At 66.5% G+C, this 24,561-nt stretch carries 26 protein-coding genes and 2 pseudogenes; 22 read left to right on the forward strand and 6 right to left on the reverse strand.

Features of this window, described 5'->3' with window-relative positions:
• The first annotated feature begins 81 nt into the window (after nt 1-81).
• From ACTWPB_RS19285 to ACTWPB_RS19315, 7 genes and pseudogenes are all read left to right on the forward strand, one after another.
• Entirely contained in the window at nt 82-1,287 is a 1,206-nt protein-coding gene (locus ACTWPB_RS19285; RefSeq protein ID WP_446221989.1) for a lipid-transfer protein, read from the forward strand.
• A 69-nt stretch (nt 1,288-1,356) separates the two neighbouring features.
• Nucleotides 1,357-1,794 (forward strand): type II toxin-antitoxin system Rv0910 family toxin, encoded by a 438-nt coding sequence (locus ACTWPB_RS19290; RefSeq protein WP_446221990.1) that lies wholly within the window; start codon nt 1,357-1,359, stop codon nt 1,792-1,794.
• Between the two features lies 1 nt (nt 1,795).
• Entirely contained in the window at nt 1,796-2,659 is an 864-nt protein-coding gene (locus tag ACTWPB_RS19295; protein ID WP_446221991.1) for a MaoC/PaaZ C-terminal domain-containing protein, read from the forward strand.
• Between the two features lie 36 nt (nt 2,660-2,695).
• Entirely contained in the window at nt 2,696-3,577 is an 882-nt protein-coding gene (locus tag ACTWPB_RS19300) for an SDR family oxidoreductase (RefSeq protein ID WP_446221992.1), read from the forward strand.
• A 58-nt stretch (nt 3,578-3,635) separates the two neighbouring features.
• A pseudogene (locus tag ACTWPB_RS19305) lies at nt 3,636-3,857 on the forward strand (long-chain fatty acid--CoA ligase); the annotation flags it as partial.
• Nucleotides 3,858-3,872: 15 nt separating this feature from the next.
• A pseudogene (locus ACTWPB_RS19310) lies at nt 3,873-3,968 on the forward strand (short-chain dehydrogenase); the annotation flags it as partial.
• A 20-nt stretch (nt 3,969-3,988) separates the two neighbouring features.
• Nucleotides 3,989-4,192, forward strand: a complete 204-nt coding sequence (locus ACTWPB_RS19315) for a hypothetical protein (RefSeq protein ID WP_446226560.1) — start codon at nt 3,989-3,991, stop codon at nt 4,190-4,192.
• Nucleotides 4,193-4,265: 73 nt separating this feature from the next.
• On the opposite strand, the gene ACTWPB_RS19320 is transcribed toward ACTWPB_RS19315, so the two are convergent.
• Complete coding sequence (locus ACTWPB_RS19320) at nt 4,266-4,850, reverse strand: QsdR family transcriptional regulator (RefSeq protein WP_446221993.1); 585 nt, start codon at nt 4,848-4,850, stop codon at nt 4,266-4,268.
• Nucleotides 4,851-4,920: 70 nt separating this feature from the next.
• On the opposite strand from ACTWPB_RS19320, the gene ACTWPB_RS19325 reads away from it, so the two are divergent.
• The 6 genes from ACTWPB_RS19325 to ACTWPB_RS19350 all read left to right on the forward strand — a co-directional run bounded on the left by ACTWPB_RS19325 (nt 4,921) and on the right by ACTWPB_RS19350 (nt 11,737).
• The gene (locus ACTWPB_RS19325) at nt 4,921-6,084 is read left to right on the forward strand and encodes an acyl-CoA dehydrogenase family protein (protein WP_446221994.1); all 1,164 of its coding nucleotides are present in this window, start codon (nt 4,921-4,923) and stop codon (nt 6,082-6,084) included.
• 9 nt (nt 6,085-6,093) lie between these two features.
• Nucleotides 6,094-7,221, forward strand: a complete 1,128-nt coding sequence (locus tag ACTWPB_RS19330) for an acyl-CoA dehydrogenase family protein (protein ID WP_446221995.1) — start codon at nt 6,094-6,096, stop codon at nt 7,219-7,221.
• Nucleotides 7,222-7,656: 435 nt separating this feature from the next.
• On the forward strand, nt 7,657-8,241 hold the full coding sequence (locus ACTWPB_RS19335; RefSeq protein ID WP_446221996.1) for a TetR/AcrR family transcriptional regulator: 585 nt from the start codon (nt 7,657-7,659) through the stop codon (nt 8,239-8,241).
• Nucleotides 8,238-8,504 carry a hypothetical protein gene (locus ACTWPB_RS19340; RefSeq protein WP_446221997.1) on the forward strand — a complete coding sequence of 89 codons (267 nt, stop codon included), beginning with the start codon at nt 8,238-8,240 and terminating at the stop codon, nt 8,502-8,504. Before ACTWPB_RS19335 ends, ACTWPB_RS19340 begins: the two co-directional genes overlap by 4 nt.
• A 70-nt stretch (nt 8,505-8,574) precedes the next feature.
• On the forward strand, nt 8,575-9,756 hold the full coding sequence (locus ACTWPB_RS19345) for a serine hydrolase domain-containing protein (RefSeq protein ID WP_446221998.1): 1,182 nt from the start codon (nt 8,575-8,577) through the stop codon (nt 9,754-9,756).
• Between the two features lie 214 nt (nt 9,757-9,970).
• A complete protein-coding gene (locus tag ACTWPB_RS19350) occupies nt 9,971-11,737 on the forward strand; it encodes an alpha/beta hydrolase (RefSeq protein ID WP_446221999.1) in 1,767 nt (588 codons plus the stop codon).
• Between the two features lie 41 nt (nt 11,738-11,778).
• On the opposite strand, the gene ACTWPB_RS19355 is transcribed toward ACTWPB_RS19350, so the two are convergent.
• Both ACTWPB_RS19355 and ACTWPB_RS19360 read right to left on the reverse strand, forming a co-directional pair.
• Nucleotides 11,779-12,282 carry an SRPBCC family protein gene (locus tag ACTWPB_RS19355; RefSeq protein ID WP_446222000.1) on the reverse strand — a complete coding sequence of 168 codons (504 nt, stop codon included), beginning with the start codon at nt 12,280-12,282 and terminating at the stop codon, nt 11,779-11,781.
• 51 nt (nt 12,283-12,333) lie between these two features.
• Nucleotides 12,334-13,170 carry an SDR family oxidoreductase gene (locus ACTWPB_RS19360; protein ID WP_446222001.1) on the reverse strand — a complete coding sequence of 279 codons (837 nt, stop codon included), beginning with the start codon at nt 13,168-13,170 and terminating at the stop codon, nt 12,334-12,336.
• Nucleotides 13,171-13,299: 129 nt separating this feature from the next.
• On the opposite strand from ACTWPB_RS19360, the gene ACTWPB_RS19365 reads away from it, so the two are divergent.
• The 8 genes from ACTWPB_RS19365 to ACTWPB_RS19400 all read left to right on the forward strand — a co-directional run bounded on the left by ACTWPB_RS19365 (nt 13,300) and on the right by ACTWPB_RS19400 (nt 21,295).
• Complete coding sequence (locus ACTWPB_RS19365; protein ID WP_446222002.1) at nt 13,300-13,773, forward strand: MarR family winged helix-turn-helix transcriptional regulator; 474 nt, start codon at nt 13,300-13,302, stop codon at nt 13,771-13,773.
• Nucleotides 13,773-14,318 carry a GNAT family N-acetyltransferase gene (locus ACTWPB_RS19370; protein WP_446222003.1) on the forward strand — a complete coding sequence of 182 codons (546 nt, stop codon included), beginning with the start codon at nt 13,773-13,775 and terminating at the stop codon, nt 14,316-14,318. Before ACTWPB_RS19365 ends, ACTWPB_RS19370 begins: the two co-directional genes overlap by 1 nt.
• A gap of 227 nt (nt 14,319-14,545) precedes the next feature.
• The gene (locus ACTWPB_RS19375; RefSeq protein ID WP_446222004.1) at nt 14,546-16,045 is read left to right on the forward strand and encodes a CoA-acylating methylmalonate-semialdehyde dehydrogenase; all 1,500 of its coding nucleotides are present in this window, start codon (nt 14,546-14,548) and stop codon (nt 16,043-16,045) included.
• Nucleotides 16,046-16,052: 7 nt separating this feature from the next.
• Nucleotides 16,053-17,192: an acyl-CoA dehydrogenase family protein gene (locus ACTWPB_RS19380; protein WP_446222005.1), complete on the forward strand. Its 1,140-nt coding sequence runs from the start codon at nt 16,053-16,055 to the stop codon at nt 17,190-17,192.
• Nucleotides 17,189-18,259, forward strand: a complete 1,071-nt coding sequence (locus ACTWPB_RS19385) for an enoyl-CoA hydratase/isomerase family protein (protein WP_446222006.1) — start codon at nt 17,189-17,191, stop codon at nt 18,257-18,259. Before ACTWPB_RS19380 ends, ACTWPB_RS19385 begins: the two co-directional genes overlap by 4 nt.
• The gene (gene mmsB / locus ACTWPB_RS19390) at nt 18,256-19,152 is read left to right on the forward strand and encodes a 3-hydroxyisobutyrate dehydrogenase (RefSeq protein ID WP_446222007.1); all 897 of its coding nucleotides are present in this window, start codon (nt 18,256-18,258) and stop codon (nt 19,150-19,152) included. The genes ACTWPB_RS19385 and mmsB overlap by 4 nt, the downstream gene beginning before the upstream one ends.
• Nucleotides 19,149-19,925: an enoyl-CoA hydratase gene (locus ACTWPB_RS19395; protein ID WP_446222008.1), complete on the forward strand. Its 777-nt coding sequence runs from the start codon at nt 19,149-19,151 to the stop codon at nt 19,923-19,925. Before mmsB ends, ACTWPB_RS19395 begins: the two co-directional genes overlap by 4 nt.
• A gap of 263 nt (nt 19,926-20,188) precedes the next feature.
• Entirely contained in the window at nt 20,189-21,295 is a 1,107-nt protein-coding gene (locus tag ACTWPB_RS19400; protein ID WP_446222009.1) for an alpha/beta fold hydrolase, read from the forward strand.
• Between the two features lie 61 nt (nt 21,296-21,356).
• On the opposite strand, the gene ACTWPB_RS19405 is transcribed toward ACTWPB_RS19400, so the two are convergent.
• Complete coding sequence (locus tag ACTWPB_RS19405) at nt 21,357-21,617, reverse strand: hypothetical protein (RefSeq protein ID WP_446222010.1); 261 nt, start codon at nt 21,615-21,617, stop codon at nt 21,357-21,359.
• Nucleotides 21,618-21,854: 237 nt separating this feature from the next.
• Between ACTWPB_RS19405 and ACTWPB_RS19410 the strand changes: the two genes are divergently transcribed.
• On the forward strand, nt 21,855-22,940 hold the full coding sequence (locus ACTWPB_RS19410) for a fatty acid desaturase family protein (protein ID WP_446222011.1): 1,086 nt from the start codon (nt 21,855-21,857) through the stop codon (nt 22,938-22,940).
• A 76-nt stretch (nt 22,941-23,016) separates the two neighbouring features.
• Here the strand turns inward: ACTWPB_RS19410 and ACTWPB_RS19415 are convergent, their stop codons facing one another.
• Together ACTWPB_RS19415 and ACTWPB_RS19420 are read right to left on the reverse strand one after the other, a co-directional pair.
• Nucleotides 23,017-23,712, reverse strand: coding sequence for an LmeA family phospholipid-binding protein (locus ACTWPB_RS19415; RefSeq protein ID WP_446222012.1), 696 nt, complete (start codon nt 23,710-23,712; stop codon nt 23,017-23,019).
• An 86-nt stretch (nt 23,713-23,798) separates the two neighbouring features.
• Nucleotides 23,799-24,485, reverse strand: coding sequence for a hypothetical protein (locus ACTWPB_RS19420; protein WP_446222013.1), 687 nt, complete (start codon nt 24,483-24,485; stop codon nt 23,799-23,801).
• Between the last annotated feature and the right edge of the window lie 76 nt (nt 24,486-24,561).

The following is a 24,561-nucleotide window of genomic DNA, read 5'->3' on the forward strand; positions in this document are numbered from 1 at the left end:
GTATGTTTCGTGAAGGTTCGATCGATACGGATCGGAACATGCCGCAGCAAGGCAAGCGTGCGGCCCGAGATGAGGAGTTCGATGACGAAGAAGGTCTACGTCGTCGGTGTCGGCATGACGAAGTTCGAGAAGCCGGGCCGCCGCAAGAACGAGGACGGCAGCGACTGGGACTACCCGGACATGGCCCGCGAGTCGGGGACCGAGGCTCTCGCCGACGCCGGGATCGACTACCGCGAGGTGCAGCAGGCCTACGTGGGCTACGTGTACGGCGAGTCCACCGCGGGGCAACGCGCGGTCTACGAGCTGGGTATGACCGGCATCCCGGTGGTGAACGTCAACAACAACTGTTCCACCGGATCGACCGCGCTCTATCTTGCGGCGCAAGCGATTCGGGGCGGGCTCGCGGAATGCGCCCTGGCCTTGGGTTTCGAGCGCATGAAGCCGGGCTCACTGGAATCGACCTGGGACGATCGCGAACAGCCGATGGGCAAGCACATCCTCGCGCTGGCGGAAATCTCCGAGGTGCTGTTCCCGGTGGCTCCATGGATGTTCGGCGCCGCTGGTCGTGAGCACATGGTGAAGTACGGCACAACAGCCGAGCACTTCGCCACGATCGGCTACAAGAACCACAAGCACTCGGTGAACAACCCGTACTCGCAGTTCCAGGACGCGTACTCGCTCGATGACATCCTTGGCTCACGGATGATCTACGACCCGCTGACCAAGCTGCAGTGCTCGCCGACCTCGGACGGTTCCGGCGCGGTGATTCTGGCGAACGAGGCGTTCGTGGACAAGCACGGGTTGGCGGGTCAGGCGGTCGAGATCGTGGGTCAGGCGATGACCACCGATTTCGCCTCCACCTTCAACGGGACCGCCAAGAACCTCATCGGCTACGACATGAATGTCGCCGCCGCGCGTCAGGTGTACGACCAGGCCGGGCTGGCGCCGGAGGACTTCCAGGTCATCGAGCTGCACGACTGCTTCTCCGCCAACGAGCTGCTCACCTACGAGGCGCTCGGCCTGTGCGCCGAGGGCGAGGCCGGGAACCTGCTCGACAACAACCAGACCACCTACGGCGGCAAATGGGTCGTTAACCCCTCCGGCGGCCTGATCTCCAAGGGGCATCCGCTCGGCGCTACCGGATTGGCGCAGTGCAGCGAGCTCACCTGGCAGCTGCGAGGCACCGCCGACAAGCGTCAGGTCGACAACGTCACCGCCGCCCTGCAGCACAACATCGGCCTCGGCGGCGCCGCTGTCATCACGGCCTACCAGCGCGCCGAGCGCTGAACGACCTTCTCGGCCGGAACTACGTGAAATACCAACCCACGCAATAACACTCGACGAGGAGTACCCACCATGGGACACATCGAAGCCAGCGCTACCCTGTCCGCAGACCCTGAGGCTCTCTGGGCCGTGGTCTCCGATCCGCAGACCTGGGACCAGTGGTTCTCCATCCACGAGCGCTGGATCGACGAGCCGCCCGCCGTCCTCGCGCCCGGCGCCAAACTGGTCGCCAAGATCATCATGCTCGGCATGGCCAACAAGATCGAATGGGTCGTCCAGCGCGTTGATGCCCCCAGCGAGCTGGTGCTGGGCGGTACCGGTATGGCCGGGGTCAAGGTGCAGTTCGCCTTCGAGATCACTCCCGAGGGCACTGGCAGCAAGCTGTCGGTGTCGGGCGATTTCGAGGGTGCGCTGATCAAGGGCGCGCTCGGCAAGGCGGTCGAGAAGGACGGTCGCGGGCAGATCGGCAAGAGCCTCACCCAGCTCGATGCACTGGCCGCGGCGGCCTGAGATGTTGGGTTCCGCAATCGAATTCGATCCGGCAGGCCTTCACGTCTGGTGCGATGAGGAGCGGTTCGAGGTCACGCGCGAACGGCTCGCGGAGTACGCGGAGGCCACGAACGATCCCATCGAGGCGCATCGCAGCGGCGAGGTCGCCAATCCGGTGTTCGCGATCGTGCCGGTGTTCGAGGCCATGATGATGCCGATCATCGACGTGGTGCCGATGAGCATCTTCGGGCGGGTCGTGCACGGTGAACAGGACTTCCACTTTCACCGGCCGATCAGACCGGGGGACAGGCTGGTCTCGCGTGCCAAGGTGATCGGTTACGAGGGCAAGGACAACGGGTCGTCCATCACTGTGCTCATCGAATGCCGGGCCGAGGACCGGGAACTGGTCAACGAGCAGTATCTGACCGCCTTCTTCCGCGATGTGAACGCCGGGCCCCGAGTCGGTGACGCTGCTCCGCCGCACCGCTTCGACAAAGCGCTGGCCGAGGTTCCGCCGTTGGCGAAGGTGTCCGCGCATGTCGACGCCGATCAGACCTACCGGTACTCGCCGGCCTCCGGAGATCCGGTGCCGCTGCACCTGGACGAGCAGGTGGCCAGGGATGCCGGGCTTCCGGGCATCATCGCCCACGGGCTGTGCACGATGGCCATGGCGTCATGGGGTGTCCTCAGCGAGGTCGCGGGCTCCGATGTGCACCGGCTGAAGCGATTCGCGGTGCGCTTCTCCAAGATGGTGTTCCCCAACGACGACCTGGAGACCCGTATCTGGCGCTCCGGCGACGCGAACGGTTCCACCACGTACGTCTTCGAGACGGGACGTGGCAGCGAGCTGGTTCTCACCGACGGCCTGGCGGTGGTGAGTGACTGAATCCGAAGAATTTTCAGATCTAGCTAGGAGAAGACTATGGGTGCACTGGAGGGACGGGTCGCCGTCATCACCGGCGCCGGACGCGGCATCGGCCGCGAGCACGCACTGCTGTTCGCCCGGGAGGGCGCGGCCGTCGTCGTGAACGACCTCGGCGGCAGCAACTCCGGGGACGGCACCGATGCAGGCCCGGCACAAGAAGTTGTCGACGAGATCGTCGCCGCGGGTGGGCGAGCGGTAGCGAACACCGACAATGTCGCCGGTTGGCAGGGCGCGAAGGGCCTGGTGGATCAGGCGATTTCGGAGTTCGGCCGACTCGACATCGTGGTCAACAATGCCGGCATCCTGCGCGATGCCTTCATCGCCGGAATGGCTGAGGGGCAGTGGGATTCGGTTGTTGCTGTGCACCTCAAAGGTCATGCCGCGGTGCTGCATCACGCTGCCGCCTACTGGAAAGACCAGTCCAAGGCGGGCGAACAGCCCAACGCGGCGGTGATCAACACCGCCTCCGCGTCCGGGATCACCGTGCCGAACGCGGGCCAGGCCAATTACGGCGCGGCCAAAGCGGCTATCGCGGCGCTGACCTTGGTCGCGGCCGAAGAGCTCGGTCGTTACGGCGTGCGCGTGAACGCCATCGCGCCGATCGCCCGCACCCGCTTGACGCTGGCGACTCCCGGGATGGGCGCGATGATGGCCGCCGAAGCTGAGGACGCGGCCGCCGACGGTGGTTTCGATGCGTTCAGCCCCGCCAATATCTCGCCGCTGGTCGCCTACCTGGCCAGCGAGAAATGCCCGATCACCGGCAACGTCTTCGCGGTGCAGGGCGGGGCGATCTCGGAGCTGGCCGGCTGGCACGACGTGAAGACCATCGAAACGGAAGGGCCATGGCTGATCGACGACATCGCGGCCCGGCTGCCATGAAACTCTGAGGAGAACAACGATGTTCGAATGGTCCGAGACCGATGAGATGATCCGCGAGGCACCCGCGGCGCCGGCGGCCAACCCCGACGTCGTCGCGGCCATAGAATCGGGCATCGCGGCGGCGAATGAGCACCTGTCCCGCGTGGAGCAGATCAAGAAACACACTGTGCTGCCCGTGATCTGGGAACCCGGTGGTGACGAACTCACACCGAAGATGTCACTCAAGCGCAAGGTCATCACCCAGAAGTACGCCGCCGAGATCGAGGCCATGTACCACTGACCGCGTCGACGGATGCTCGGGCTCGAGGTCTACGGCCGACTCAACGTCACCGCCCCGGCGTCGTTCGCGGCCTTCCTCGATACCGTCGAACGACAGCTCGGACCGATCGACTGGCAGAAGAGTTCTCGGACATGCGCGACTACGCAGCGCCCGACGTCCTGTGGCACGTCATGCGGTTCGGCGCTACGCCCGAGCACGCCAGGTCCGGCCCCATGCTCAAGATTCTCGGCGGCGGATTCATTCAATCGTTGCGGCTGATTCTCGACGGGATGGGATTCGATACCGACGCGGAGATCGTCACCACGCACGGGGAAACCACCTCGGGCCATGGCTGATGTGCGCTGCGAGTCCGGCGACCCGCGTCATGTCGCGGTGGGGTGGCGCGTCTCGATAGGCGGGCCGCGGCGGTCAGGTTCGCAGTAGCGCGGCCTGGACCAGGCGCAACCGCTCCACGTCACCGCGGAAACCGGCCACGGCGTCGTTGTAGAGGAAGGCTTCCCAGAGCCGGACCAGGGCGTAGGCGAGGGTGGCGCGCTCGATGGGCGGACGGTAGCCCTGCTCCTCGGCGCGGGCGATGAGTTGATCGACGATCGCGACGGCGGCCTGGTGGACGGGGCCGTCGCTGCGGGTGATCAGGCGCAGGGCCGCGGTGGACTCGTTGTCGAAATAGGTGCGCAGCGAATCGTCTTCGACCAGCCAGTAGATGGTGCGGTCGAGGATGTCGTTGAGCCGTTCGCCGCCGGTGACGGTGCTGTTGCGTTCGGCGTGGGCGATCATGCGCTCGAGCTGGTTGGCGATGGCCGCGCCGAGCAGGCCCTCGCGCGAGCCGAACCAGCGATAGATGCTGGTCCGGCCAAGGCCGAGGTGGGCGGCGATGGCGTTCACGTCGACCCGCTTACCGGCCAGGAACACCTCGATCGCGGCTGCCAGCACATCTTCGCGGCTGGCCGCGGCCGGTCGTCCCGGCGCTCTGGTTCCCTCGGCTCGCGTCACACCGCTCAGCATAGGGGCTGCTCGCCGGCTGCTATTTGAAACATATGATCGTCTGTGTAACATACTCGCCATGCAATTGGCACTGACCGAGGACGAGCTCGCCTTCCGCGACGAGCTGCGTGCCTTCTTCCGGCGCGAAATCCCCGCCGACATCCGCAATCGAGCCCGGCACATGGCCGACCTCAGCAAAGACGACATCGTCACCACCCAGCGCATCCTCAACGCGCACGGGCTGGCGGTGCCGCACTGGCCCGCCGCCTGGGGCGGCCGCGACTGGACTCCGGTGCAGCGCCACATCTGGCACGACGAAATGCAGCTCGCCTCGGTACCGGAGCCACTCACGTTCAACACCAACATGATCGGGCCGGTGATCGCCCAGTTCGGTTCCGAAGAGCTCGAGCAACGCTTCCTGCCCGCCACCGCGAACCTCGACATCTGGTGGTGCCAGGGCTTCTCCGAACCCGATGCCGGGTCCGACCTGGCCTCGCTGCGCACTGTCGCCGTGCGCGACGGCGACGATTACGTGATCAACGGCCAGAAAACCTGGACCACCGCCGCCCAGAGCGCGGACTGGATGTTCTGCCTGGCCCGCACCGACCCGTCCGCACCCAAGAAGCAGGCAGGCATCTCGATGCTGCTGTTCCCCATGGATTCACCCGGGGTGACGGTGCGCCCGATCGAACTGATCGACGGCGGTTTCGAGGTCAACGAGGTGTTCCTGGAGAACGTGCGCGTACCGGCGAACCAGCTGGTCGGTCAGGAGAACCAGGGCTGGACCTACGCCAAGTTCCTGCTCGGCAACGAGCGCACCGGCATCGCCGCGGTCGGCCAGACCAAGGTGCGGCTGTGGCTGGCCAAGGAATACGCCAAGCAGACCCCGCTCGACAGCGGCACCTTGCTCGACGACGCGGTCTTCGCCACCCGGATCGCCGAACTCGAAAACGAGCTGCTCGCACTGGAACTCGTGCAGCTGCGGGTGGTCGCGGGCACCACCGACGGGACGCCGGACCCGGTCTCCTCGATCCTGAAACTGCGTGGCACCGAGCTGCAGCAGGCGGTCACCGAGCTACTCGTCGATATCGCGGGCTCCGATTCTCTCGCCCGCGAAGGCGACACCGCCGACTGGGCGCGGCGCAGCACCGCCACCTATCTCAATTACCGCAAGACATCGATCTACGGAGGATCCAGCGAAGTGCAGCGCAGCATCATCGCCTCGACGATCCTCGGATTGTGAGGCACGGCCATGGATTTCGAACTCACCACCGAACAGGACATGCTGCGCGACACCGTGCGCAGTGTGCTCATGCGCCACTACACCCATGAACACCGCGCCGAGGTCATCGCCGGCGAACCCGGCTGGGACCCCCAGGTGTGGTCCACCTTCGCCGAGATCGGGCTGCTCGGGCTGACCATTTCCGCCGACGACGGCGGCATGGACGCCGGACCCATCGAGACGATGCTGGTCATGGAGGAACTCGGCCGCGCACTCGCGCCGGAACCGGTGCTGGACTGCGCGCTGCTGCCGGGTGCGATCATCAGCAAGGCCGGGTCGGCCGTTCAGCGTAAGGAATTGCTGCCCCGGATCGCCGAGGGCGCATTGCGACTGGCCTTCGCCCACGCCGAGCCGGGTGTGCGCCGACCGTCGACGACGGTCGATACCCGCGCTGTGCGCGAGGGCGATACCTGGCAGCTCACCGGGCGCAAACACCCTGTGCCCTACGGTGATTGCGCCGAACAGCTCATCGTCAGCGCCGCGCTGCCCGAGGGCGGAACCGGTCTGTTCCTCGTCGACCCCAGCGCAGCGGGTGTGACCAGGACAGGTTTGCGCACCCACGACGGACGGCGCGGTGCCGACATCACCTTCGCCGACGCGCTCGCCGAACCGCTCGGCACACCGGTCGACACCTCCGCCGTTATCGCCGAGATCACCGTTACCGCCCAGGCAGCGCTCGGCGCCGAGGCGGTCGGCGCGATGGCCGAAGCATTGCGGCTCACCACCGAGTACCTCTCGACCCGTAAGCAGTTCGGTGTCGCGCTGCGCAGTTTCCAGACGCTCACCCATCGGGCCGCCGACATGTACGTGTCGCTGGAACTGGCTCGCAGCATGAACCTGTACGCGTCGATGTCGCTGGCCGACGGCACCGCCGATCCGGTTGTCGCCGCTCGCGCGAAACTGCGAATCGGCCGCTCCGGCAGGCACATCGGCCAAGAAGCCATCCAGATGCACGGCGGTATCGGCATGACCGCCGAGTACCCGGTCGGGCACTACACCGCCCGTCTCACCGCGATCGAGCACACCCTCGGCGACTCCGGTGATCACCTGCGCTACCTCACGGGGCGGCTCGGCGAGCACCAGATGGTCGATATCTGAGGCATGGGCGCGGCGGTGGCGCAGGCTACCGCCGCACCCACCGGGCCGACGGCACCGCAGCCCGGTTCTCGATCCCGCCATGACGGACGTCATGGCATACCTATGACCGCGTCATCGTCAAATCATGATGCGGCAGGAACCAGCCAGTGCGTCGACGACATCGTCGCGGCGTCCTCATCGACCTCGAAACCCCACCGGCACAAGCGCGCTGCGCATTGCCCGCCCGTCCTCGATTCTGATGCGTTCGCTCCGTTCCACCTCGTGGTGGCTCGTGCGCACCCCGCGATCTCGTGGTGTACCTGAACACCGAAGGCGGGGTCAGTTGACCTGTCAGCGCTTCGCCGTCGAGTCCTCCGGGGGATCCAGGCGCGAGATCCCGCCGACTATGCTCTATGGCAGGGTGGCTAACTATGCGCCCTCGATGTGGAGGGAAACGTGGCGGCACGAAGCGGGACCAAGCAGAAGATGCTCTACGGCGCGGTCGAACTCCTGCGGGAACGCGGTGCCGCGGGAGTCACCGTCGATGCTGTCCTGACGCGCAGTCAGACACCCCGCGGCTCGGTGTATCACCACTTTCCCGGTGGCCGGAACCAGATCATCGCCGAGGCAGTCGAACTCGCGGGCACTGTTATTGCGGCGATCATCGACGAATCCGTGCGGGAGGGTTCGGTCGGTGCCCTCCGGCGATTCGGCGCGTTCTGGACTCTGATCCTCCATGACAGCGACTACGCGGCGGGATGTCCGGTGGTATCGGTGACGGTCGGCGGATCCGACGACGATCAGCAACTGATCCCAGCCGTCGCCGACATCTTCCGGCGGTGGCAGGATGCGGTGACCCGCTCGTTGACAGCGGAGGGCGTGGAGCAGGCTCGCGCCTCCCGGCTGGCCACGATGGCGATCGCCGCCATCGAAGGCGCGGTCATCCTGTGCCGGGCCTCGCGCTCGACCGTTCCGCTCGACGACGTCGTCAGCGAACTGGAAGTGATCCTCGCGAATTCCATCCGCCCACAGGAAGCGTGAACGTGCAGATCGGTGTCATGATCGAACCGCGGCTTCCGGTGCGGCCGAATTCGCTCTCGCGGCCGAGCGCCTCGCCGTTGTGGGTTCCCGATGTCTGGGGCTACGACGCGCTGAACCGGGCTCGCCTTCCTCGCCGCCACGACATCCACGATTCGATGGGGTACCTTCATCGTCCAACTCGGCTCGCGCACACCGGCTCTGCTGCTGGTCAGCAGCATGTTGGCGACTTGGCGCACCAGCACGAGGTATGGCTTGCCGGGTAGGAGTGCCGTCGGCGCGTAGATTCGACATCGCTGCTGATCGTGAGTTCTCCTCTACGAAGGGATCGCCGTCATGAGCGTGTCGCCCCTGCATCGCGGATACCGCAGAGCGTGGGCGGTGTTCGCGGTCGTGCTCGCCATCGCGACGGGCGGCTGCACTGCGCAGGAGAAGTCCGCCGACTCCCCGTCCACGGGCTCGTCGTCGCAGGTCGAGAGTCCACAAGCGTCGAAGATCGCTGACATCGTCCGCGCAAAGATGACCGAACTCGACCTCAGTTCCGCGGTCTACGGCGCATGGCGAGGTGCGGAGCAGATCGCCCTCGGCGCGCTGGGCGGATCACCGCTCGGTGTGCCCGCGACAGCGGATATGCGGTTGCGGGTCGGCCAGCCCATGGAACCCATGCTGTCCACCGTGCTGTGGCGACTCGACAGACAGGGCGTGCTGAAACTCGACGAACCCATCGCCCGCTGGCTGCCCGACTTTCCGCGCGCCGGCAAGATCACCCCGCGAATGCTCGCCGACAGCACCTCCGGCATCTCCGACTATGTGACCGAACCGGAGTTCCTGAAGATTTTCGGCGAGAACCCGATCCGCGAATGGACCGCACCGCAACTGCTCGAGCGCGCCAACGCCCGCCCACCCCTGTTCGAGCCGGGCACCGACTTCGGCTACGCCCACAGCGATCTGGTCGTCCTCGGGGAAGTCCTGCAGAAGGCGGCGGGTAAGCCACTGGGCGAGCTGATCGCCGAACACATCACCGACCCACTGGGCATGCGCGACAGCTCAGTAGTCCTCGATCCACAGATCGACGAACCGATCCTGCACGGCTACACCAACGAACGAAAATTCTTCGAAGACTCCACCTTCTGGAACCCCACCGCCTTCCTGCACAGCGGCAATATGAACTCCACCGTTGCTGATGTCGGCCGCTGGGTCCGCGCCCTCGGCACGGGCGAACGTCTCACCCCCGATCAGTTCCAGCAGATGATGGGCCCGTCCACCGCGGGTCTCGGGCCCTTCACCAAGGAAAAGTACTTCGCCTTCGGCGTGGTCCACCTCGCCGACTGGCTGTTCATGAACCCGTCCTACGGCGGCTACGACGGTGTCGCCTTCTATGACACGAAATCCGGGACAACCGTCGTCGTCTACGCCACCCTCGGCCCGACCTCGAATTCCGGCCAGAACAACGCCGTCGGCATCGGCACGGAAATCGCCACCTTCCTGGTCCCCGACCGCCCACCAGCGGTTCCCTGAGTAGCCGCATCCCCGCTATTCGCACCGACCAGTGGTTGTACCGAACGGGGTCATCGGTTCGACCTGCGGTTGGATCTCATTGTCGGTGTCGAATGCCCTGATCCGGTGTTGCGGTGAGATCGGGTCGTATAGTTCCACATTGAACGAACCGCATCGACGCTCGACAGCGAAATGCGTGCACCGGTGGATCGATGGGCGAAACACAGGGGAACAAATGAATTCCACGCGCGGAGACGGTCGACGGTGGACGTTCGGCGCACACCGAACCGACGCGAGTTCCCAGGATCCCCCACAGGAGGACATCGCCGCGGGCTCCGGCCAGGAAAGTTCGTTCGCACGGCCGGCCGCGGAACCCGCTTTTCGGCGTCGGGGATTCCCTTTCGGTGGCGCGGTGGGGGCGTTGGTGTTGGTGTGGTTGTCATTGACGCCGTCGCTGCTGCCGAGAGGTCCGTTGTTCCAAGGGGTCGTCACCGGTGCCGCGGCGGCCTTCGGCTACGGACTCGGCGTCGCAGTCGCCGCGCTGCTGTGGTGGATGTTGCAACGGCAGCCTCGGCCGGCGCCGTCGGTGTTGACGTGGGGGCTTGGCGTCGTGGCCTGCCTCGGATCGGCCGCGGTGCTGGCCTGGTATGCCGAGTGGCAAAGAGATCTGCGTTCGCTCATGGGAGTGAGCGGCCTGCCCTGGCACGCCTATCCGATCATCGTGGCCATCGCCGCTGTGGTGTTCGCGGTCTTGATCGCGGTGGCGCGGCTGTGCTTGGCATTGTCGCGATGGGTCGGTGGGCTGTTGGGGCGGGTGATGCCCACGCGCGTCGCGGCGGTGCTGGGCGCTGTGGTGGTAGCCGCCGTAGCTGTCGCGGCGGTCAACGGGGTGGTCGCCGACGTGGCGATGTCGATGCTCAACGAGACCTTCAAGGCCGTCAACCAGGAGAGCTCGCCCGATACCGAGGAACCCGCCATCGCGGAGCGGTCCGGTGGTCCCGGCTCGCTGGTGAGCTGGGACTCGCTGGGCAGGCAGGGGCGAATCTTCGTGTCCAACGGTCCGACCGCCCTGGAATTGACGGCATTCAGCGGACGGCCCGCGCGCGAGCCGATTCGCGTCTACACCGGTCTCGATTCGGCGGAGACGATCAGGGCCGAAGCAGATCTCGCGGTAGCCGAGTTACGGCGGGCCGGTGGCTTCGAACGAGCGGTCCTCGGGATCGCGACCACCACCGGTACCGGGTGGATCAACGAGTCGACGGCCTCGGCGCTGGAGTACCTGGCAGGCGGGGACAGTGCGCTGGTGAGCATGCAGTACTCCTACCTGCCGAGTTGGCTGTCCTTTGTCGTCGACCAGGAACGCGCTCGACAGGCCGGTCAAGCATTGTTCGAGGCGGTACACGCCGAGTGGGACCTGCTGCCGGTCGATCGTCGGCCGAAGCTGGTGGTTTTCGGGGAGAGCCTCGGATCCTTCGGTGGTGAGGCGGCGTTCTCCGGAATCCAGGACATGGCGGCCCGCACCGACGGCGTCCTGTTCGTCGGTCCCACCGCCACCAATCCAGTGTGGCGCGATGCCACCGCACGACGCGACCCGGGTTCCCCGCAGTGGCTGCCGATCTACCGTGACGGGTACACCGTCCGATTCGTCGCCGGCGCACCGGATCTCGCCCGCCCCGGCACCGCGTGGACCGCACCCAAAGTGGTCTATCTCCAGCACGCCTCCGACCCGATCACCTGGTGGACACCGCGGCTGCTGTTCCAGAAACCCGACTGGCTGAACGAAGAACGCGGTCGCGATGTCTTGCCGAGCACCCGCTGGATCCCGGTGGTGACGTTTCTGCAGGTGTCGGCGGACATGGCCGTCTCGGTGGATGTGCCGGACGGGCACGGCCACACCTTCCAGGCTGATATCGCCGATGCCTGGGCGGCGATCCTGTCGCCCGCCGACTGGACCATCGGCGACACCGAGCGTTTGCGAGAGATCCTGCGTGGCGCCGAGTGACCGCCACCCGTCGTTCCTGCAAAGGACAGGCTCGGCGCCGTTCAGTCCGTCGACTCGAGTTGCCGTTTGAGGTTGCGCAGGGTGCGGTGGATGTTCTTGCGCTGGAATTCCACGAAGGTGTCGCCGCCGGTGGCGATCCGGTCGAAGACCTGAACCGCCGCGTTCGGCCAGGTCTTGCGATCGTCGTGCCAGGTCTCGGTGACCAGGGTGCCGCCGTTGTCCGGCTCGAATCGGTACTCCCAGGTCGCGATACCTGCGCGGATCCACGGCCTGCGGACACCGATCGCCTCGACGCGGAACGCGAATCGCTTCCCCGGCTCGGCCGTGATCACCACGCAGCGGGTCACCCAGCGAGCGAAGCCCCGCTTGTTGAACCCCTCGAATTCCATTCCCACATAAGTGGACTCGCGCGGCTGGGTGACCTTCGCTCCGCGGTTCTCCGGACTCCACCGACCCATCAGGGTCGGATCGCTGACCTGCTGATAAACAGACACCGGGTGCGCAGCGATGTGGATGCTGTCGAAGACGGCCGTGGTACGACTCATGGACAGAACCTATCGACGATCACCCCGCCACGGCGAGTCGGGCCTGTGTGGTCAGGAATCCTGATGTGCGGCATCGAGCAGCGGCTGCCCGATGACACCCATCGCTTGCGATGCGCCACCGAGCACCCACCCGCCGTCCGCGGGCAGCACAACTCCGGAGACGAAGTCGGCGAGCCCAGACGCGAGGAATCGGCAGACATTGGCGACGTCACGGGGAGTGCCGTAGCGGCGCAGCGGCACGCTACCGGTGACCAGGGCACGGTCCTGTTCGGTCGGAGCCAGCCGGGCCATTCCCTCGGTGCCATCGATCGGGCCCGGAATCACACCGTTGACGCGAACCCCGTACGGGCCCCATTCCAGCGCCAGGACCTTGGTGAGCATGTCGACGCCTGCCTTGGCGGCGCACACGTGCGCCTGGGTGATCGTGGGCAACTCCGACTGCGGTGCCGAGATGTTGATGACCGAGGCGCCCGGCTTGCGGAGGAATCGGTAGCTCGCGCGCAGGACGTTGTATGTGCCGAGCAGATCGATGTCGACCACCGACTTGAACCCGTTGGCGGACATGCCGAGGGCGGCGGCGGGGAAGTTGCCCGCCGCACCGGAGATCATCACGTCGAAGTCGCCGAACTCCTGATGCACCGATGCCAGGACGGCCTCGGTCGCGCTGTAGTCGCGGACGTCGGCGCTACCGCCGAACGCTTCGGCGCCGAGCGCGCGAAGCCGTTCGACGGCCGCGTCGACCTTGTCGGCGGAGCGACTGAGGACCGCGACCCGAGCACCTGCCCGCGCGAAGTCCTCGGCCACGCCGAGATTGATGCCGCTGGTGCCGCCCGCGACGACGACGACCTTGTCGGTCAGGTCGATCTTCTGGATGAATTCTGACTCCATGCCGGACAGACTATCAGTAGTACGAACTATTACTGGTCACGATTATCGGGGACTGTGGTTGTCGATGGAGGGTGTAGTCCCGACTACTATCGGTCTGCTGTCCAGTCCCAGAAATCGAGGTTTCCACCAGTGACCGAACCGTTGATCCCGGATATGGTCGCCGACCACACCACCTGCCTGCTGATCAAGCTCGGGCAGGTGATGTTCCGCGTGAGCGAGGATCGGCTCGCCACGCTGGGTCTGCGGACGAGGCACTTCATGATCTTGAAGGTGCTGGCAGGCGACAAGGCCAGTTCCCAGCTCGAACTCGGAACGCGGTTGCGGATCGACTCGACCACGATGGTCGCCGCGATCGACCACCTGGAAGCCGCGGGGCTGGCCACCAGGATTCGCGATCACCGCGACCGCCGGCGGTTTCTCGTCGAGATCACCGAGCAGGGGATGCGCACCGTCGAACAGGCCGACGACCTGGTCCGCACCCTGAACGACGACCTGCTCGACGGTCTCGACCCGGATGCGCGGACACACTTGCATCAAGCGCTGCTGGCGCTGAATTCCGGCGCGGCGTTGCCGCTGGCCTACGATGCTGTCCGGCAACGCTGATGGTGAACTGGCCACTGTCCATCCCCGCCGACCGCCTCGTCGATGGCGAGATGTCTTTGCGCAGATACGAATCCGCCGACGCAACGGGACTGTTCGCCGCGATCGGCGACGAGCGGGTGTGGGAGCACATCCCGCGGCTGATCCCGCGCGATGCCGGCGAGCTCGATGCCACCATGGGGCCAGGACTCGGTGCCGCGCAACGGCTGGCCTTCACGGTGTTTCGAGACTCCGCGATTGTCGGGACGACCTCGATCTTCTTCGAGCCGGCCACGCCGGACGGGGTCGAGATCGGTGCGACCCTGTTCGCTCCGTCGGTCTGGGGCACCGGCATCAACGCGCGGGTGAAGTCCATGCTGGTCCGGGAGCTGTTCGAGATGGGGGCACAGTGGATTTCGCTGCGGACCGATGAGCGAAACTCCCGGTCGGCCGCCGCGATCCGCAAGCTGGGTGCCCTCGATCTCGGCGTGCGCCAGGACACTGTCGTCCGCCGTGACGGCAGCCTTCGCCGGAGTCGGTTCTTCCGCCTCGAGCCGTCCTCGGCATAGCCGCGGCGAACTCCTCGCGGTGCGGCCCGACGGTGTTGACGAAGAAGTTGCGGGCCAGCTCGGCCAGGCCCAGGTGGGCACCCTGTTGACAGTTGGTCAATAGTGCGGGTGGGGCATTGACAAACACCTAACCGTACTGCGAAGGTTCCAATTGCTTGGACATCCAACTATTGGATAACCTCTAACTGCGCGCACCGCGCAACCGACATCAACGGAGTAGGACTGGCATGGTTCGCGAACTCACGCACTTCATCGGCGGCAAGCACGTCACCGGCACTTCCGGCGCCTACGGCGACGTCTTCGATCCCAACCTGGGACAGGTTCAGGCCAGAGTTCCGCTGGCGAACACCGCCGAGGTGGCGGCGGTGATCGCGAACGCGGCCGAGGCGCAGCGGGTGTGGGCGGCGTTCAACCCGCAGAAGCGGGCCAGGGTGCTGATGAAGTTCGTGACCTTGGTGAACGACGAGATGGACAGCCTGGCCGCGCTGCTCTCGGCCGAGCACGGCAAGACCATCGCCGACGCGAAGGGCGACATCCAGCGCGGACTCGAGGTGATCGAGTTCGCCATCGGCATTCCGCACCTGCTCAAGGGTGAATACAGCGACAGCGCGGGCACCGGCATCGACGTGTACTCGATGCGTCAGCCGCTGGGTGTCGTCGCGGGTATCACCCCGTTCAACTTCCCGGCGATGATCCCGCTATGGAAGGCAGGACCGGCACTGGCCTGCGGCAACGCCTTCGTGCTCAAGCCGTCCGAGCGTGATCCGTCGGTGCCGCTTCGCTTGGCCGAGCTGTTCCTCGAAGCGGGTCTGCCTGCGGGTGTGTTCAACGTGGTCAACGGTGGCAAAGAAGCGGTCGACGCGATCCTGCACGATCCCCGGGTCAAGGCGGTCGGCTTCGTCGGTTCGACCCCGATCGCGCAATACATCTACGAGACCGCGACCGCCAACGGCAAGCGCGCGCAGTGCTTCGGTGGGGCCAAGAACCACGCGGTCGTGATGCCCGACGCCGACCTCGACGACGTCGCCGATCAGCTCATCGGCGCGGCGTACGGCTCGGCGGGTGAGCGCTGCATGGCGCTGTCGGTGGCCGTGCCGGTCGGACAGGAAACCGCGGATCGGCTGGTCGCGAAGCTCACCGAGCGCGTGCACAAGCTCAATGTCGGCCGCTCCGACGACCCGGGCGCTGATTTCGGTCCGCTGGTCGGGCTCGACGGTGTGAACCGGGTCAACGACTACGTGCAGATCGGTGTCGAGGAGGGCGCGCAGCTGCTGGTGGACGGTCGCGGACTGACCGTCGACGGCGCCGAGGACGGCTTCTTCGTCGGTGCGAGCCTGTTCGACAATGTCACCGCGGACATGCGGATCTACCAGGAAGAGATCTTCGGGCCGGTGCTCACCGTGGTGCGCGCGGGCGACTACGAGGAGGCGCTGCGGCTGGTCGACGAGCACGAATACGGCAACGGTGTCGCGATCTTCACCCGCGACGGTGACACTGCCCGTGATTTCTCGGCCCGGGTGCAGGTCGGCATGGTCGGGGTGAACGTGCCGATCCCGGTGCCGATCGCCTACTTCACCTTCGGTGGCTGGAAGGGTTCGGGCTTCGGTGATCTCAACCAGCACGGCCCGGACTCGATCCGGTTCTACACCAAGACCAAGACGGTGACCCAGCGTTGGCCTGCCGGGCTCAAGGAGTCCAACGCGTTCGTCATCCCGACGATGGACTGAGGCGGCCATGTTCACCCTCGACTCCGACGAGCGCGCGATCGGCGAGACCGCGCGCCAGTTCGCTGACGAGTTCCTGTCGCCGAACGCGCTGGATTGGGATGAGCGCAAACACTTTCCGGTCGACGTGCTGCGCAAGGCGGGCCCGCTCGGGCTCGGCGGCATCTCGGTGCGCGCCGACGTCGGCGGCTCCGAACTGCGCAGGCTCGACGCGGTGCGGATCTTCGAACAGCTCTCGACCGGGTGCCCCTCGGTGGCGGCGTACATCTCGATCCACAACATGGCGACCTGGATGCTCGATGCCTACGGCACCGAGCAGCAGCGGCACCGGTGGGTGCCGGGGATGGCGTCGATGGAGCTGCTCGGCAGCTACGCGCTCACCGAGCCCGGCATCGGTTCCGACGCGGCGGCCTTGAGTACCAAGGCCGTTCGCGACGGGGAGGACTACATCCTCACCGGCGCCAAGCAGTTCATCTCCGGCGCGGGCGCCAACGACGTGTACGTGATGATGGTGCGCACCGGCGGGGACGGCCCGCGCGGTATCTCGGCGCTGATCGTCCCGGCCGACACACCGGGTCTGACGGTCGGTCCCAATGAGAAGAAGATGGGCTGGAATGCCCAGCCGACCCGTCAGGTCCTGCTCGACGGTGCCCGGGTGCCGGTCGCCAACCGCCTCGGCGCGGAGGGCGAGGGCTTCTCGATCGCGATGAACGGCCTCAACGGTGGTCGGCTCAATATCGCCGCGTGCTCGATCGGTGGTGCGCAGGCCGCGCTCGACAAAGCGGTCCGCTACCTCACCGAACGCCACGCCTTCGGAAAACCGTTGGTGCGCAACGAGGCTCTGCAGTTCGAGCTGGCCGATATGGGCACCGAACTGGAGGCGGCGCGGACCCTGCTGTGGCGGGCCGCGGCCGCGCTCGACGCCGACGCACCGGACAAGGTCGCCCTGTGCGCGATGGCCAAGCGATTCGCCACCGACACCGGTTTCGAGGTCGCCAACAAGGCACTGCAATTGCACGGCGGCTACGGTTACCTGCACGAATACGGCCTGGAGAAGATCGTGCGCGACCTGCGCGTGCACCAGATCCTCGAGGGCACCAACGAAATCATGCGGGTGGTCGTCGCCCGCTCACTGATCGGAGCAGCATGACCGACGAACCCGAAGTCCTGATCGCCGTCGAGGACGGTCTGGGTCTGATCACCCTGAACCGGCCGAAGGCCATCAACGCGCTCAATCACGCGATGACCCTTGCCATCACCGACGCGCTGCGGTCCTGGGCCGACGACGACGCGGTGCGCACCGTCGTGGTCACCGGCGCGGGTGAGCGCGGGCTCTGCGCGGGCGGCGACATCGTCGCCATCCATGCCGACGCGAAAGGCGGTACGGCGGGCGCTGATTCGCCGACCGGGCAGTTCTGGCGCGACGAGTACCACCTCAACGCGCTGATCGGCCGCTATTCCAAGCCGTATGTGGTGATCATGGACGGCATTGTGATGGGCGGCGGCGTCGGCCTGTCCGGGCACGGCAGCCACCGCGTCGTCACTGAACGGTCCAAGATCGCGATGCCCGAGGTCGGTATCGGTTTCATCCCCGATGTCGGCGGCACCTACCTGCTCTCGCGGGCGCCCGGTGAGCTGGGCACGCACGTCGCGTTGACTACCGCGCGGATGGGCGCAGGTGATGCGATCGCGGCCGGATTCGCCGACTACTACGTGCCTTCCGGCGATCTCGACGGTTTGCTCGATGCGTTGCGCACGGCGAGTGCCGACGAGGCGATCGCGCAGTTCGCCACGGCCGCACCGGCTTCGGAGTTGCTCGCCCAGCAGGACTGGATCGATGCCTGCTACGGCGCGGACACCGTCGAGGAGATCGCGGCCACGTTGCGGGCCCACGAGTCACCCGATGCCGCAAAGGCCGCCGACGATCTGCTGGCCAAATCGCTGGTGGCGCTGAAGGTCACGCTGCGTTCGTTGCGCGCGGCCCGCGAACTGACCAGCCTCGAGGCGGTGCTCGACCAGGAATACCGGGTCTCGGTCGCCGCGCTCGGCTCACTCGACCTGGTCGAGGGCATTCGCGCCCAGGTGATCGACAAGGACCGCAATCCCCAGTGGCGGCCGGCAACGCTCGCCGAGGTCACCGACGACCAGGTGGCGGCCTACTTCGCCGATCTGGGTGCGGCGGAACTGGGTTCGACGACAGCGCAGGCGCAGCGATGAGCAACAAGATCGGTTTCCTCGGGCTCGGCCACATGGGCGGCCCGATGGCGGCGAACCTGGTGCGGGCGGGCTACGACGTGCTCGCCTACGACCCGGTGCCCGCCGCGCAGGAGCAGGCCCGCACCGACGGCGCGACCGTGGTGGCCACCGCCGCCGCGGCCGCCGCCGACCGCGACGTGGTGATCACCATGCTGCCCAATGGCAAACTCGTCCTCGACGTGTATGCCGAACTGCTGCCCGCCGCCACGCCGGGCACCCTGTTCATCGACTGCTCGACCATCGATGTTGCCGACGCGAAAGCAGCTGCGGCACTGGCTGTCACGGCGGGTCACCGTCCGCTGGACGCGCCGGTCTCCGGTGGTGTCGCCGGTGCGACCGCGGGCACCCTCACCTTCATGGTGGGCGGCGCGGCCGCCGACTTCGCCGACGCGAGCGAGGTGCTCGCGGTGATGGGCGGCAAGGTGGTGCACTGCGGTGACGCCGGTGTCGGGCAGGCCGCCAAGATCTGCAACAACATGCTGCTCGGGATCTCCATGATCGGGCTCTCGGAGGCGCTGGTGCTCGGTGAGAGACTCGGCCTGAGTCACCAGTCGTTCTTCGACGTGGTGTCCACCGCGTCGGGCCAGAGCTGGGCGCTGACGAGCTACTGCCCGGTGCCCGGCCCGGTCCCCACCAGCCCGGCCAACAACGACTACCTGCCCGGCTTCGCCACCGCGCTGATGTCGAAGGACCTCACCCTGGCCGCGAACGCGTTGCAGGCCAACGGGATCGACGGACAGCTCGGCGAACTCGCCGCCGCGATCTACGCGCGGTTCAACCAGACCGACGCCCATCGCGACTTCTCCGCCATCGTCACCGACATTCGCGACCGATCCGGCGAGGCCACCGAGTGAGCGACTACGAAACGATCCTGGTCGAGACCAAGAACCGGGTCGGCTGGATCACGCTGAACCGGCCAAAGGCGCTCAACGCGCTCAATACCCAGGTGCTCGACGACATCGTCGCCGCGCTCGACGAACTCGGCCGCGACGACGAGGTCGGCGCCGTCGTGATCACCGGCTCCGCCAAGGCATTCGCGGCGGGCGCCGACATCTTGGAGATGGCGCCCAAGTCGTACATGGACATGTTCATGGACGACTTCTTCGCCCGCTGGGACCGGCTCGCGCAGTTCCGCAAGCCCACCATCGCCGCGGTCGCGGGATACGCGCTGGGCGGGGGCTGCGAGCTCGCCATGCTCTGCGACATCCTGATCGCCGCCGACACCGCGCAATTCGGCCAGCCCGAGATCAAGCTCGGCGTGATCCCCGGCATCGGTGGCTCCCAGCGACTCACCCGCGCGGTGGGCAAGGCCAAGGCGATGGACATGGTGCTGACCGGACGCACCATCGGCGCCGAGGAAGCCGAACGCGCCGGACTGGTCTCGCGCATCGTGGCCGCCGACGACCTGCTCGACGTCACGGCAGAGGTGGCCGAGACCATCGCGGCGAAGTCGCTGCCGGTCACCATGATCGCCAAGGAAGCCGTGAACCGGTCCTTCGAGACCACCCTCGCGGAGGGAATCCGCTTCGAGCGCCGTGTCTTCCACTCGCTGTTCGCGATCGAGGACCAGACCGAGGGCATGACCGCCTTCGTCGACAAGCGGCCCCCGCGCTTCACCCATCGCTGACCCGGCACCACCCGCACACTTTTCGAGGAACCATGTGACCGAGGCGTCGGCGACGTCGACCACAAGAGTCGGCTCGGCTGGTGTGTCGGTCATGACTCCATGGTTGTCGTCGCGGCGCGGAAATTCGATCGAGCTGTCCACCGAGTCGATGGTGTGGCGAGCTACACCTGTCACTGGCTCGAGGGTGATCGAACGGCTGGCCGGATCTTCCGCGCCCGTGTAGGAATGCGGCGCAACCACATTCGCAGCCGGAGGAGGACACTATGGGCCAGGATGTCGACTTTCCGGGGCTGCCGGATGGAGTCAGGTCCCGCTTCGTCGACGACGTCAACGGGTTGCGGATGCATATTCTCGAATCCGGCCACGTCGGTTCCGGTCGTCCACTGGTGTTGCTGCTGCACGGATTTCCCGAGCTGGCGTACTCGTGGCGCAAGATCCTGGCGCCACTGGCCCGTGCCGGATTTCACGTCGTGGCGCCTGATCAACGCGGGTACGGCCGAACCACCGGCGGCGATATCACCGACCTCGAATCCTTCCGAACCGACAATCTGGCCCGGGACGCTGTGGGTCTTGTTCGCGCGCTCGGCTACGACCGGGCTCATCTGGTCGGGCACGACTTCGGATCGGTCGTCGCGGGCTGGGCCACCCTCGGCGACCAACGCGCGGTCCGATCGCTGACAATGATGAGCGCGCCGTTCGCCGGAGCGGGAATCGCCAAGTCCTCGACCGAACTCGACAACGCGCTTCGGGCACTGTCACCGCCGCGCAGGCATTATCAGCACTACTTCGCGGGAACGACGAGCGCCGCGGACATCGCGCAGGCCCCACAGGGGATCGCTGACTTTCTGCGCGCGTATTTCCATATGAAGAGCGCGGACTGGCCGGGAAACGCGGACGCCAGGGAACTCCCGGGATCCACCGCGCACGATGTGGCTCTCCTGCCGCGGTATTACGTCATGGACGCCGACGTCGGCATGCCGGAAACAGTAGCGCCGCACCTGCCCTCATTACCGCAGAGGGCCACTTGTGAATGGCTGACCGACGAAGAATTGAATTTCTACGCACGCGAATTCGGTCGAACCGAATTCCAGGGCGCACTCAACTGGTACCGGGCACTCACGTTGCCGAACTCCGCGTCGCAGCGCGACTCGCGTATCGAGGTGCCCACTCAGTTCATCGCCGGACAGTGTGACTGGGGTGTGTGGCAATCGCCCGGCGCGCTGCGCACAATGGCGGAAGTCGTCTGCGCTCAGTTCGCCGGCTCCGTTTTGATCCCCGGCGCGGGCCATTGGGTCCAGCAAGAACAGCCACTGCCGGTCATCGAACAGCTCTCGGCATTCCTCGGCGAGACCGAGATCGGCGGAAGCTGAGCTACGCGGCCATCGGATGATTTCGAATCCGGTGCGTATTCGGCCCGGGTGGCCGGCCCGACTATGCCGTTTTGACGGTGACCATCGTGTCGGCGCTGGGGAAGTCGAGCACGCGCAGTCGCCCGGTGACCAGGTCGACTGTGTCGGCGACCACACGACCGGCGCGGCGCGCGTCGTCGGCGAAGCTCGTGCTGACCACCCGGTAGCTGCGCTTGGCGGTGAGCACGATGTCACCTGCCCGCAGCGACCCGGCCGCGGTGGGGGGCTCGGTCGGGATCGTCGACTGCGCCGGTCTGCGGATGAGCTCGATCAGTTTCAGCAACCTGTTCTCCACACTGTGAAACGCCTGCCAGGACGTCGTCGTCCGCCGGATTCTCGAACGACATCGAGATCTTTGTACCCACGATCCTCACGGTCGAACCCTCGGCTTACACGCACGTGAACCCGAGAGCCGGTGATGTGCGGGTCCTCGCCGGCGATCGGATATCACCCCGCAGTCCGATTCCATCTCATACCAAGGGATTACGGCCGACGAGAATCCGGCCGATAGCTTCGGGTCATGACGACATCTGCTCTGGTCCCCGGGCCATCTCCACGGTCACCGCGGCGCGGCGCCGACGGCGATTACGCCCGTCTGTTGCGTCGAATCTCCGACGCGGGGCTGATGGGCCGACGGCCCATCTACTACGCCGTGCGGCTCAGCCTCGCCGGGATCGCGCTGGTCGGCGGCTGGGCGGCGTTCGTCCTCCTCGGCGATTCGTGGTGGACGCTGCTGGTCGCGGCGTTCATGGCCGTGACGTTCGCTCAGGTCGCACTCGTGCTGCACGATGTCGCGCACCGCCAGGTCTTCCGGCTGCGACAGCCGACGGAGCTCGTGGGACGACTCGTCGGCAACGCGGGGATCGGCCTCGGCTACGGCTGGTGGCAGGACAAGCACACGCGTCATCACGCCAACCCGAACCACGAGGAACTCGACCCCGACGTCGCCCCCGACATTCTGGTCTGGTCACAGCAGCAGGCACGGTCCAGCCACGGTCTGCCCCGGCTCATCGGGCGGGCGCAGGCGTACTTGTTCTTCCCGCTGCTGCTGCTGGAAGGCCTGAACCTCCATGTGGCCGGTGTCCGTGCGCTCAGGAATCGCTCGGTCAAACACCGTGGATGGGAGGGTGCGCTGCTGCTGGGCCACTTCGCCCTCTACCTGACCGCGCTGTTTGCGGTTCTGCCCGCCGGCAAAGCGCTCGTGTTCCTCGCTGTCCACCAGGGCCTTTTCGGCCTGTACATGGGCTGCATCTTCGCCCCGAACCACAAGGGGATGCCGACCTTGACCGGCGACGACCGCCCCGACTACCTCCGTCGCCAGGTCCTCACCTCCCGCAATGTGCGCGGCGGCCCGGTGACCGACCTCGCCCTCGGCGGACTCAACTATCAGATCGAGCACCATCTGTTCCCGAGCATGCCGACACCGAACCTGCGTCACGCCCAGGTGATCGTCCGCGACTACTGCACCGAAATCGGCGTGCCGTACCACGAAACCGGGCTGATCGCCTCGTACCGCGAGGCGCTCACCCACCTGCACCACGTCGGCGCCCCCCTGCGCCGCCCCGATCAGCACCCGGATGCCGAAGCGCCACAACGCAATCGCTGATCACGGCCCCTGGTCAGGTTTGGTTCGTCTGTCCGGATCACCTTCACCGGTCACTGATCGGCGCTGAGACAGATTCTTACGGCAGGCTGTCGAACCGCACGTCGTGGGCCACGGCGGTGGCGTGGAGGCCATCCGCGCCCGGTTCGATGGCGGTCAGGCGCGCACCGAGCGGCAGTTGCCGCAGCGGCACGATGAAGGTCAGGGACTGACGGAGCAGCGTCAGGGAGATCGTCGGTCCACCGGCCGCGGGCCGGACGGAGACCGGAGTGACCTCGATGCCCGCGTCGGTGGGTGCGACAGTGACGAAGACTATGGCCGGCACCGAGATCCCCGCCACCGAGAACGTCCCGGTAGCGCGAAGTCCTTCCGGGCTATAGGAGATCGATTCGACTCCTGCGGGGGCGAAGCTCTGCACGATGTCGTAGGGCACCAGGGCTGTCGCGGTCGCCGTGCCCGCGACCAGGTTCGATGTGCGGTTGCCGATCACGTCGGACAGCGGTGCGGAGACGTCGGTCAGCGCGACATCGAGATGGTGGACGGAGATGTTGTGCCCACTCCAGTCGCCGATCCGGATATCGATGGTGCGGTAGTTGCCGTCGACGGCCTGGGTCAGGAACGGGAAGCCGCCGATATCGACGCCTGGTTGGTGCGGGAGGTCGTACTCGGCGGCGAGCTTGCGACCGATCTCGTTCTGCGCCATGACGACCCCGACTCGATCGCCGACGACCAGCGCGATCATCAGCACGACGATCAGTATCAGCAGTGCGCGCATGCGTTCATCATCTCGGCCATCCCACCATCATGCTGTGGATCGAAGCCGGTTGCCGATTTCGACCCGCTCATGACCGCGATCGCCGGTCAGGGCTCCCGTTCGTCGTGCGAGGCCGGGGTGCGGGCCTGCCACATCTCGGTTGCGAGCCACAGGGCCGCGACTGCCACCAGTGCACCCCAGACGATGCGGCCGGTGTGCGGCAGGACGTACTGCGGCAGCATCGCGACCAGCAGTGCCGCGAGCGGGACGCCGCTCCAGCGGTGGAGAGTGCCCGAACGCCACACCGCCACCGCGGCCAGTACGGCGGCGACCGCGATCAGCGTGAGGCCGATCGCGAAGACGCTCATCGCGGTCGGGTCGTACCGGAAGTTGTTGCCGACCTCGGTCAGCGTGGCGTCCCGGTCGGCTACGGCCCGCTGCCCGATCGCTTTGAGGCCGTAGGCCTCTGCGCCGTAGTACGAGATCGTCAGTGCCGATCCGATGTAGCCGATCGTCGCGGCCACCGCGGCCGTGTTCTCGTTGCGGGTACCTCGGAGATGGCCGCGCAGTGCGCCGTATCCGAGCGGGATGAGGATGAGTCCCGCGATCGCGGCGATATGTGCCAGGGACCAGCCGAAGCCTGTCCATGACTCGGCGCTTGCGAGCGTGGTCTGGTCGGTTACGCGCGGGGCGGCAGCTTCGTAGATCACGAACAGGATCCCCGCGAGTGCGAAGGCGACGGCGCCCAGGCGGACGCGGCGGTCGGGGCGTGCGGCGAGCAGGGGAAGGGACATGACACTCCTTTGGGGTGCACCGTTCACTTCGAGAGCGGTGCTCTTTCTCTGGATTGATCGTCACACACTCGTACCG

Source organism: Nocardia sp. IBHARD005, from assembly GCF_052814245.1.

Coding starts and splice junctions, on each gene's coding strand:
- ACTWPB_RS19330 (WP_446221995.1), top strand. CDS start 6,094: ATGGATTTCGAACTCACCACCGAACAGGACATGCTGCGCGACACCGTG.
- ACTWPB_RS19345 (WP_446221998.1), top strand. CDS start 8,575: ATGAGCGTGTCGCCCCTGCATCGCGGATACCGCAGAGCGTGGGCGGTG.
- ACTWPB_RS19295 (WP_446221991.1), top strand. CDS start 1,796: ATGTTGGGTTCCGCAATCGAATTCGATCCGGCAGGCCTTCACGTCTGG.
- mmsB (WP_446222007.1), top strand. CDS start 18,256: ATGAGCAACAAGATCGGTTTCCTCGGGCTCGGCCACATGGGCGGCCCG.
- ACTWPB_RS19290 (WP_446221990.1), top strand. CDS start 1,357: ATGGGACACATCGAAGCCAGCGCTACCCTGTCCGCAGACCCTGAGGCT.
- ACTWPB_RS19360 (WP_446222001.1), bottom strand. CDS start 13,170: ATGGAGTCAGAATTCATCCAGAAGATCGACCTGACCGACAAGGTCGTC.
- ACTWPB_RS19350 (WP_446221999.1), top strand. CDS start 9,971: ATGAATTCCACGCGCGGAGACGGTCGACGGTGGACGTTCGGCGCACAC.
- ACTWPB_RS19315 (WP_446226560.1), top strand. CDS start 3,989: ATGCGCGACTACGCAGCGCCCGACGTCCTGTGGCACGTCATGCGGTTC.
- ACTWPB_RS19380 (WP_446222005.1), top strand. CDS start 16,053: ATGTTCACCCTCGACTCCGACGAGCGCGCGATCGGCGAGACCGCGCGC.
- ACTWPB_RS19285 (WP_446221989.1), top strand. CDS start 82: ATGACGAAGAAGGTCTACGTCGTCGGTGTCGGCATGACGAAGTTCGAG.
- ACTWPB_RS19370 (WP_446222003.1), top strand. CDS start 13,773: ATGGTGAACTGGCCACTGTCCATCCCCGCCGACCGCCTCGTCGATGGC.
- ACTWPB_RS19300 (WP_446221992.1), top strand. CDS start 2,696: ATGGGTGCACTGGAGGGACGGGTCGCCGTCATCACCGGCGCCGGACGC.
- ACTWPB_RS19410 (WP_446222011.1), top strand. CDS start 21,855: ATGACGACATCTGCTCTGGTCCCCGGGCCATCTCCACGGTCACCGCGG.
- ACTWPB_RS19375 (WP_446222004.1), top strand. CDS start 14,546: ATGGTTCGCGAACTCACGCACTTCATCGGCGGCAAGCACGTCACCGGC.
- ACTWPB_RS19420 (WP_446222013.1), bottom strand. CDS start 24,485: ATGTCCCTTCCCCTGCTCGCCGCACGCCCCGACCGCCGCGTCCGCCTG.
- ACTWPB_RS19355 (WP_446222000.1), bottom strand. CDS start 12,282: ATGAGTCGTACCACGGCCGTCTTCGACAGCATCCACATCGCTGCGCAC.
- ACTWPB_RS19325 (WP_446221994.1), top strand. CDS start 4,921: ATGCAATTGGCACTGACCGAGGACGAGCTCGCCTTCCGCGACGAGCTG.
- ACTWPB_RS19400 (WP_446222009.1), top strand. CDS start 20,189: ATGGGCCAGGATGTCGACTTTCCGGGGCTGCCGGATGGAGTCAGGTCC.
- ACTWPB_RS19415 (WP_446222012.1), bottom strand. CDS start 23,712: ATGCGCGCACTGCTGATACTGATCGTCGTGCTGATGATCGCGCTGGTC.
- ACTWPB_RS19385 (WP_446222006.1), top strand. CDS start 17,189: ATGACCGACGAACCCGAAGTCCTGATCGCCGTCGAGGACGGTCTGGGT.